6 protein-coding genes and 1 pseudogene are annotated in these 8,496 nt (G+C 74.1%); 1 reads left to right on the top strand and 6 read right to left on the bottom strand.

The genetic code is table 11. From position 1 onward, the window contains the following. Nucleotides 1-59 precede the first annotated feature (59 nt). From ACFU5G_RS27410 to ACFU5G_RS27390, 5 genes are all read right to left on the bottom strand, one after another. Nucleotides 60-605: a thioesterase family protein gene (locus ACFU5G_RS27410; RefSeq protein WP_377251830.1), complete on the bottom strand. Its 546-nt coding sequence runs from the start codon at nucleotides 603-605 to the stop codon at nucleotides 60-62. 46 nt (nucleotides 606-651) lie between these two features. Then, nucleotides 652-1,350 carry an SRPBCC family protein gene (locus ACFU5G_RS27405; protein WP_377251828.1) on the bottom strand — a complete coding sequence of 233 codons (699 nt, stop codon included), beginning with the start codon at nucleotides 1,348-1,350 and terminating at the stop codon, nucleotides 652-654. 59 nt (nucleotides 1,351-1,409) lie between these two features. After that, entirely contained in the window at nucleotides 1,410-2,915 is a 1,506-nt protein-coding gene (locus ACFU5G_RS27400; protein WP_377251826.1) for a multicopper oxidase family protein, read from the bottom strand. Nucleotides 2,916-2,981: 66 nt separating this feature from the next. After that, the gene (locus ACFU5G_RS27395) at nucleotides 2,982-5,684 is read right to left on the bottom strand and encodes an AAA family ATPase (RefSeq protein ID WP_377251824.1); all 2,703 of its coding nucleotides are present in this window, start codon (nucleotides 5,682-5,684) and stop codon (nucleotides 2,982-2,984) included. 10 nt (nucleotides 5,685-5,694) lie between these two features. Beyond that, nucleotides 5,695-6,117, bottom strand: coding sequence for a DUF952 domain-containing protein (locus ACFU5G_RS27390; protein WP_377251822.1), 423 nt, complete (start codon nucleotides 6,115-6,117; stop codon nucleotides 5,695-5,697). A gap of 60 nt (nucleotides 6,118-6,177) precedes the next feature. Here ACFU5G_RS27390 and ACFU5G_RS27385 point away from each other — a divergent pair, with 60 nt between their 5' ends. Then, nucleotides 6,178-6,882: a TetR/AcrR family transcriptional regulator gene (locus ACFU5G_RS27385; RefSeq protein ID WP_377251820.1), complete on the top strand. Its 705-nt coding sequence runs from the start codon at nucleotides 6,178-6,180 to the stop codon at nucleotides 6,880-6,882. 31 nt (nucleotides 6,883-6,913) lie between these two features. Here the strand turns inward: ACFU5G_RS27385 and ACFU5G_RS27380 are convergent. Next, nucleotides 6,914-8,496, bottom strand: a pseudogene (locus ACFU5G_RS27380) (glycoside hydrolase family 2 protein); the annotation flags it as partial.

Genomic DNA, 8,496 nt, shown 5'->3' with positions numbered 1-8,496 from the left:
AAGAGACAGGCGGGGACCACCCGCCCGGCCGACGACCCCGTCGAGCCGCGCCGATGGCGCTAAGGGGTGACCTGGCCGGCCCACGACCGCGCCCAGTCGGCGACGTCGGCGGGCAGCGCGGGGCTCTCCGGCGCGGGATACCCCTGATCCTGGGCGAGCAACCGCACGATGTCGGGCGGGCTGACGCGGTCCCGGCTGCGCACGTGGAAGAAACGCATCGCCACCACGCCGCGGGCGCACGGCTTCCCGTCCCGGGTCAGCACGTGCTCGATGTAGAACACCCGGTCGTCCCACCCCAGCACCCGCGAGGTGTCCTCGAACCGGTCCCACAGCCGCAGCGACCGCTGGTAGCGCAGGGTGGATGCCGCCACCACGCCGAGCCAGGACTGCCGTGCCGCCAGGCGCAGGCCCCCGGCCCGGCCCATGTGGCGGTAACCGGCGACGTTCATGATCTGGAGGTAGGAACCGCTGTTGACCACCCGCATGAAGTCCAGGTCCTGGGGCAGCACGCGCATCCGAGTCACCATCGGGTCGAGGATGGACCGGCCCGGCTCCGGCTTCGCCGGGACCATGGCCGACCAGGCGAACTGCAGCATCCGACTCATCGGACCACTCCCCCCGTGGTGCTGGCGCCCCGGCGCGGGCAGGCCCTCACGCCTGCTTCTCCGCCTCGGCCTTGAGCGCCTGCAGCCAGATGTCCAGGCCTCCCCCGAGCATCCCCGCGACGGCCTCGTGGTCCGGCCCCTCGAGCGCGTCCAGGATCTCGGCGTCCCAGGACTCCTCGGTGTGCACGAGCGTGCCCCCGTCCGTCTCGGTGAACGTCCACAGGTGGACACCCCGGTCGATCGTGATCGCCTCCCCGACGGCCGGCCCCTCCCAGAGCACGCACGCACCGGGCTCCAGCTCCTGCACGCTGGACGTGATCGACAGCGTGTCCGCGGGGGCGAAGTCCGACTCGGGAACCGGTGTGGTCCAGCGGAACCGCGAGTCGGACGCGAGGTCGCCCGAGTCGAGGCGCTCGACCGTGAGGACGGCGTCCTGCCACTCGTCCCAGGACTCGACGTCGGTCTGCACGTCCCAGACGTGGTCGAGCGGGGCGTCGATCAGGATGTCGGTCGAGCTGGTGATGGCGGCGGAGTCGTCGATGCCCTGTCCGGCGCACTGCTGGCCGGCAGTGGGCGCCTCGGCGTCGGACGCCGGGGCAGACGCGGACGCGCTCGCGGTGGCGCCGGCCTCGGCGTCGTGGTCCTCCGCGCCTCCGCACCCGGCGACGACGAGGGCCGTCCCGAGTGCGGTGGCGAGTGCGACGGCGGTGCGGGAGGTGCGGCGGGGCATGCTGAAGATGGTCATGTCAGTCCTCGGTTCGGGTGGCGATGCTTCGAGTGGTGCGGATCGGGGCAGCGGGTACGTCAGGTGTGGTCGTGCCGGGTGGGCACGGCACCGACGTCCTGGCCCTGGTCGAGGACGACGAACTGGCCCATCATCCCGTCGTCCTCGTGCTGCAGCAGGTGGCAGTGGTACATGTAGGGCACGTCCGGGTCGGTGTGGTCGCTGAACCGCATCGCCAGGCGGTAGCGGCTCCCCTGGACCAGGAGCACGGTGTCCTTCCAGCCACGCAGGTGGGGCGGCGGCGGGGCGCCGTCGACGGTGAGCACCTGGAACTGGACGTCGTGGACGTGGAAGTTGTGGATGTAGCCGTTGTCGTTGGTCACCTCCCACACCTCGACGGTGCCCTCCTGGACGCCGAAGTCGATCCGGTCCATCGCCATGGACCGGCCGTTGATCTGGTCCGACGCGAGCACGAAGGACCGCTCGGCCGCCACGACGGCGTCGGCCAGGTCCGGCGCCGCGCCCAGCGCCACGGGGAGCGTGGTCTCGTCGGCGAGGGTGTCCACGGCGCGGAACCGGCAGATGTCCAGCAGGTCGGCGAAACCGTCGAGGCGGCCGGACGCGCCGCCGAGGTCCGGCGACGGGTAGGAGCGCAGGTCCACGGTCTCGCCGGGCTCGAAGGCCACGACGATCTCGGCGCGCTCACCCGGCGAGAGGTGGAGCCGGTTCGTCTCCCACGGTTCGGCCAGCAGCCCGCCGTCGGTGCCGATCAGCGCGAAGCCGCGGTCGTCGGAGAACCCGAAGTGGTACAGCCGTGCGTTGGAGCCGTTGAGCAGCCGGAGCCGGACGAGCCGCGTGGTGACGTCGAGGTACGGGCCGAGGGTGCCGTTGACGAGGATCTCGTCGCCGATCACGCCGAGCGAGCCCGCCAGCGGGAGCCGTTCGACAAACTGGTTGTCGCCGTCGAACGCCCGGTCCTGGACGATCATCGGCACGTCGTCGACGCCGTACGTGGACGGCAGGCCCAGCGCGTCGGTCTCGTCGTCGTCGACGATGAACAGGCCGGTCAGGCCGCGGTAGGTGTGGTCGGCCGTCGCACCGTGCACGTGCGGGTGGTACCAGAGGGTGGCCGCCGGCTGGTCGACGGTCCACCGCGGCGTCCAGGTCTCGCCGGCCGCCACCGGCTGGTGCGGGCCGCCGTCCATGACCGCGGGCAGGTGCATGCCGTGCCAGTGCAGCGAGGTCTCCTGGTCCAGGCCGTTGTGCACGGCGAGCTCCACGCTCTCACCCCGGCGGGCGCGGACCGTCGGGGCGAGGTAGGTGCCGTTGACACCCCAGGTACGGGTGGGCGGCCCGTCCTTGAGCTGCGTCTCACCGGCCTGGACGCCGAGCGCGAAGGCGAGCGCCCCCGAGGGTCCGGCCGTGGCCTCGGCCAGGGGCGGGATCCGCAGCGGGGTGTCGAGGTCGATCTTTCCCGCGGTGTCCCGCCGGGCAGCCGCGTAGTAGATCCCCAGACCGCCTCCGCCGAGGGCGAGCGCCCCGCCGAGGCCGACTCCGAGGATCTTGAGGACAGTACGTCGTTCCATGGGTGAAACTTCTCGTATCGGCCCAGGTCATCGCGTCGGTAGGAACTACCTAGGTACCGGCTGCCCTCAGTCGGACGCCGCACCGCCGAGCAGGTCGGCGCGGTCCCTCAGCTGCCTGCGCGAGCCGATCCCGAGCTTGCGGAAGATGTTGCGCAGGTGCGCCTCGACGGTGCGGGGGCTGATGTACAGCCGGGCGGCCACCTCGTTCGACGTCGCACCGGTAGCGACCAGCCGCGCGATGTGCAGCTCCTGCGCCGTGAGCTCGTCGCGGCTGTGGCCCGACCGGCTGCGCGCCGTCTCGCCGGTGGCCCGCAGCTCGTCGGCGGCACGCCGGGCGAACGCCTCGATGCCCGCCTCGACGAACAGCTCGTGCGCGGTGCGCAGGTGCGGGCGGCAGTCGCGCCTGCGGCCCTCGCGGCGCAGCCACTCGCCGTAGAGCAGGTGGGCCCGTCCCCGGTACGGCAGCAGCCGGCTGTCCGCGAGGAGGTCGACGGCCTCCCGGTAGTGCTCCTCCGCCCCCGTGACCAGGCCCCTGGCGTACGCGGCGATGCCCAGCCCCGTGGCCGTCGCGCTCGCCTCGGTCCGCTCGGTCAGGGACTCGAGCGCGTCGACGGCGACGGCCTGCTCGCCGCACCGGACAGCTGCCTCGACCAGCTCGGGCAGGGAGAACCCGGCGATGAAGAGGTCGTCCAGGTCGACGGCGCGCCGCGCCTCGGCCAGTGCCGTGCGGTAGTCGGCCAGGCCGTTGTGCAGGACCGCGCTCGCCCAGTGGACGTTGGCGACGAGCTGACCCTCGCTGCCCGCCGTGGCGGTCACCGCCTCGAACAGCGCCAGCGCCTCGTCGCGCCGGCCGCGCATCGCGGCGAGCTGCACGCGGTGGTAGATGATCTGGGGCCCGCCGGTCGCGTCCGCGACGGCCTCCTCCTCGGCGGCGGCCGACGCCGCCCGGTCCAGGTCCCCCGCGAGGGCGGCCGCGGAGGTGACCTGGGCGAGGCCGAGCCGCAGGACGAGCGGCGACCCGGAGGCGCGACCGTCCTTGAGCAGCCACTCGACGATCGTCGCGTGCAGGTCGGGGTCCCACAGCTCGGACGCGAGGACGACCGCGAGCGCCGGGTGCCGGGTCCACATCGCGCCGTCGGCGCCGTCGAGCGCCTCGCGCAGCAGGGGTACGCCGGTGCGGTGTCCGTCGGTGGCCAGGACGTGCAGCGCGTCCAGCACGTCGGTGCGGCGGGCGGACGTCGATGCTGCCTGGGCCTCGCGCAGGACCCGGTCCATCATGCCGGTGGCCCGGCCGACCAGGAGGCTCATCTCCAGGGCGTCGAGGTAGCTCGCGCGCGATCGTCCGGGGTCGATGCGGGCGAGGCGGGCGGCGGCGCGCAGCATGTGGGCCGGGCCGTCGCCGTCGCCCGTGCGGACGAAGGCGATGCGCCCGCGCAGCAGGTCGGCGTCGGCTCGCCGGAGCTCGTCGAGGTCGGTGGCGTCGGCGGCGCTGAGCAGCTCCGCGGCGCGGTCGGCGGCGCCCGCGTCGAGCTGCGCGCGGACCGCTGCCAGGGTTCGTCGGGTGCGTCGGCCCGGGTCCGGCGTGAGCTCCGCCGCTCGTTCGAGGAATGCCGCGGCCGCGGCGGCGCCACCGCGGGCCTGGGCGCGCGAGGCGGAGTCCTCCAGGGCGGTGGCGAGGTCGTCGTCGGGCACCGCCGCGGCCTGGGCGCCGTGCCATGCGTGCCGGTCCGGGTCGGTGCCGGGGTCCGTGACGTCGGCGAGCAGGCGGTGTGCGAGACGCCGTTCGGTCAGTCCTGCCCGCTGGTAGGCGACGGCGCGCGCCAGGGGGTGGTAGAAGCGGATGCGGGTGCCGAACTGGATCAGGCCGGTGGCGGTGGCGGCTGCCCCGGTGGCCTCCAGATCGAGGCCGAGGGCCTGGGCGGCGGGCCACAGCAGCGCGGGATCGCCCGTCGGGTCGGCCGCGGCGATCGTGAGGAGGGTGCGGGCGTCGTCCGGCAGGCCGGCCAGGGCAGCGGCGAAGCCGCGCTCGACCCGGTTCGGGGCCGAGGCGGCGTCAGGCTGCGCGAACCCGCCGGCGCGCGGCAGCGCGAGCAGCGCCAGCGGGTTCCCGCGAGCCTCCACGAGGAGCCGGTCGCGGACCTGCTCGTCGAGCACCTCGTGCGTCTGGGCCGCCAGCAGCGCCCTCGCGTCGGAGTCGCCGAGCGGGCCGACGACGAGGGAGGGCAGACCGTCCAGCTCGGTCGCGTCGTCGGGCAGGCGGACACCGAGGACGATCGCGACCGGCTCGGCGGAGACCCGCCGGGCGAGGAACGCGATGGCGCCCGCCGAGTCGGCGTCGAGCCACTGGGCGTCGTCGACCAGGCACAGCAGGGGGCGCTCCCTGGCCGCCGCCGCCATCAGCCCCAGTGCGGCCAGCCCGACGTGGAGGACGCCCGGCGCCGCGTCGGTGAGGCCGAACGCTCCGGAGAGCGCCTCGCGGTGCGGGGCGGGGAGCTCGGCGAGATGGCCCAGCAGCGGCAGGCAGAGCTGGTGCAGGGCCGCGAACGGGAGGTCCGCCTCGAGCTGCGCCCCGGAGGCGCGCACCACCCGGTAGCCGGCGGCCGCCTCCTCGACGTGTTCTAGCAGGGTGCTCTTGCCGATCCCGGCCTCGCCCCGCAGCACGAGCGCCCCGCCCCGGCCGGCGCGTGCTGCGGCGGTCAGCTCGTCCAGCCGGCGCCGCTCCTGCTCGCGGCCGAACAGCTGACGCGCGGGGATCGCGGGCGTTGGCATGGGTCGTAGGTTATCGAGCGCCGCCGGCGGGCGGCGCCGTCCGGCGCACGTTCCACCCGTCGAGGTCCGGGGCGACCCACCCGTCGGCGCCCCTGATGACGGGCAGCACCGCGGGGACGGTGACGCGGTCCATCTGCAGCGTGCCCTCGATGCGCGGCGCCGCGGTGCCGCCCGGACCGGCACCGGCCGCCCAGCGGACCGTGATGCCCTGGGCCGCGAGCGCGGCCTCGTCGATCACGGCGAGCACCAGGGGTTCGGACGCGTCGCCGTAGACATCGCGCAGCACCGCCGGCAGGGCCTCAGCGGTCGTCGCGTGCAGGTAACCGGTGTCGTCGAACAGCGTGCTGCGCGTCGCGACGTCGTACTCCCCGAACCGCTCGCACGCCTCCCAGTCGTCGCTGAACGCCACGTGCAGCAGTCGTTCCTCGGCCATCGACCGTCCTCCGCATCCATGAGATCGCCATCAATGAAACGGCAACGTATCATTCTTGCCGTGAGGAAAGACGACGAGGAGACGGACGCCACAGGGCCCGGCGCCACAGGGCCCGGCGCCACAGGGCCCGACGCCACAGATCCCGGCGCAGCACGTCCGGCCGGCGGACAACCGCGGCGCGGCCCGGGCCGCCCCCGCCGCGAGGACGCCGACGCCCGGCGGGCGGAGATCATCGAGGCCGCCGTCCGCCTGTTCGCGGAGCGCGGGTTCGCGGGCACGACCATCGAGGCGGTGGCGCTCGCGGTGGGCGCGACCAAGCGGACCGTCTACCGCCACTTCACGGACAAGACGGGGCTGTTCTTCGCCGCGGTGGAGCGGCTGCACGCCCACGAGCGGCCGGCGGTCCACGACGGCGCGGACCTGGAGGAGGTCGCCGCCCGGATGGTGCACATCCTGCACGGGGACGACGCGGTGACCCTCCACCGGCTGGTCATCGCCGAGTCGCGCCAGCTCCCGCAGCTCGCCGCGATGTTCTACGAGCGGGGCCCAGCCCGGTCCATCGAGGTGCTCGCCGCGAGCCTGGCGCCCCGGGACGACGCCGCGCGCGAGACGGCCGAGGCGCTCTACACGCTCCTGCTCGGCGAGGCGCACCGGAAGCGCCTGCTCGGGCTCACCCCCGCGCCGTCCCGCGCGCAGGCGCGCGCGCACGCGCGCCGCGCCATCGGCGTCGTCCTCACATGTCAGACCCACAGGTCACAGGAGTGATCTGTGGGTCTGACACGTCTGCCGCCCTGCCCTAGACCCTGGTCACCAGGTCGTTCATCGACCGCAGGACCAACCGGTCCGCGAAGTCGGCCGCCTCGGCGCCGACCGCCCCGCGCACGACGATCTGCGCGCTCTCGCCGGGGAGCAGGGTGACGAGCGCGTCGTCGGCCTCCGCGTCGGGAGCGATCCGGTCGACGAGCAGCGTGGCGTCCCGGACCAGGGTGCGCGCCGTGAGCCGCACGGACCAGCCGTCGTCGGTACGCCTGGCGTCGACGTCCACCTCCGCCGGGCCGAGCTTCGAGTCGCGGGCCTCGGCGTAGAACCAGTGGCTGACGGCGTCGCCGAGACGCGCCACCACGAGCTCCGCCGCGGGATCGTCCGACCCGGCGACGGCCGCGTCGAGCACCACCCGCCCGGCCGATCGGGGCGCGACGGCCAGCTCCACGGTCGCGGCGGCGAGCACCGTCCCGTCGAACGCCCGGCGTTCCACCCGCACCGCACCGGCCCACTCGTCGGCGGTATCGTTGACGGCGGCCAGCACCAGGCCGCCGCCGTCGGGCTGCAGGGTGAGCAGCCGCTCCGCGTGGGCGTGGCGCAGGGCGTGCAGCAGCGGCTTGCGCCGCTCGTCGCCGTCGACGGCCGCCCAGGAGGTGACGGGCCAGCAGTCGTTGAGCTGCCAGACGATCGTGCCTGTGTTGTGCGGCGTCAGCGAGCGCCACCACTCGATCGCGGTGCGGACGGCCACGGCCTGGTTGAGCGACATGGCCCAGTGCCAGTCGGCCATGTCGTTCGGCAGCGGCAGGTGGGCCGTCAGGCCGAGCGTGAGCTTGCCGTTCCCGTCGTTGGCCTTCTGGTGCACGATCATCCCCGGCGACTCGGGGGTCAGCGGGTCGTCGGAGACCGAGCGCGTCAGGGTCGACCAGGTGGGCGGCCCCTGCCAGCCGAACTCGGCGACGAACCGCGGGTGGTACTCGCGGTAGTGCGGCCAGTCCCGGGTGTTCCACAGGTCCCAGACGTGCACGGTCCCGTGCGCCGGGTCGTTCTGGTAGGCGTCGGGATCGGGCGAGAACGGGCTGCCGGGCGTGTAGGGGACGTGCGGCGCGAGCTCGGCGACCAGCGACGGGAACAGGTCGTAGTAGTAGCCGGCGCCCCAGGTGCGGCCGTCGAGCTTCTCCTGCCAGTGCCAGTCCTGGTGGCCCCAGACGTTCTCGTTGTTGCCGTTGAGGACGACGAGCGAGGGGTGTGCGGCCAGGCGCACGATCGCCTCGCGCGCCTCGGCCTCGAACTCGGACCAGAGCGGCTCGTCCTCGGCGTAGGCCGCGCACGCGGTCAGGAAGTCCTGCCAGGTGAGGATGCCGCGCTCGTCGCACTCCGCGTAGAAGTCCTCGGACTCGTAGATGCCGCCGCCCCAGACGCGGACCAGGTTGATGTTCGCGAACTCGGCCTGGGCGAGGCGTCGCGCGTACCGGGCCCGGTCCACCCGGTGCGGGAACGCGTCGTCGGGGATCCAGTTGGCGCCGCGGACGAGGATCGGTTCGCCGTTGACGACGATCGCGAAGCCGGTGCCGGCCGCGTCCGGTTCCAGGCGGACGGCGGCCGAGCGGAACCCGACGC

Source organism: Promicromonospora sp. NPDC057488 (genome assembly GCF_042802395.1).
Classification (GTDB): Bacteria; Actinomycetota; Actinomycetes; order Actinomycetales; family Cellulomonadaceae; genus Promicromonospora.
Note: the sequence above shows the minus strand (reverse complement) of the source record. Positions and strands in the feature narration are given on the sequence as shown.

What these genes read in the sequence shown, in the direction of transcription:
- ACFU5G_RS27410 (WP_377251830.1), bottom strand. Translation starts at nt 605, where the DNA reads ATGAGTCGGATGCTGCAGTTCGCCTGGTCGGCCATGGTCCCGGCGAAG.
- ACFU5G_RS27405 (WP_377251828.1), bottom strand. Translation starts at nt 1,350, where the DNA reads ATGACCATCTTCAGCATGCCCCGCCGCACCTCCCGCACCGCCGTCGCA.
- ACFU5G_RS27400 (WP_377251826.1), bottom strand. Translation starts at nt 2,915, where the DNA reads ATGGAACGACGTACTGTCCTCAAGATCCTCGGAGTCGGCCTCGGCGGG.
- ACFU5G_RS27395 (WP_377251824.1), bottom strand. Translation starts at nt 5,684, where the DNA reads ATGCCAACGCCCGCGATCCCCGCGCGTCAGCTGTTCGGCCGCGAGCAG.
- ACFU5G_RS27390 (WP_377251822.1), bottom strand. Translation starts at nt 6,117, where the DNA reads ATGGCCGAGGAACGACTGCTGCACGTGGCGTTCAGCGACGACTGGGAG.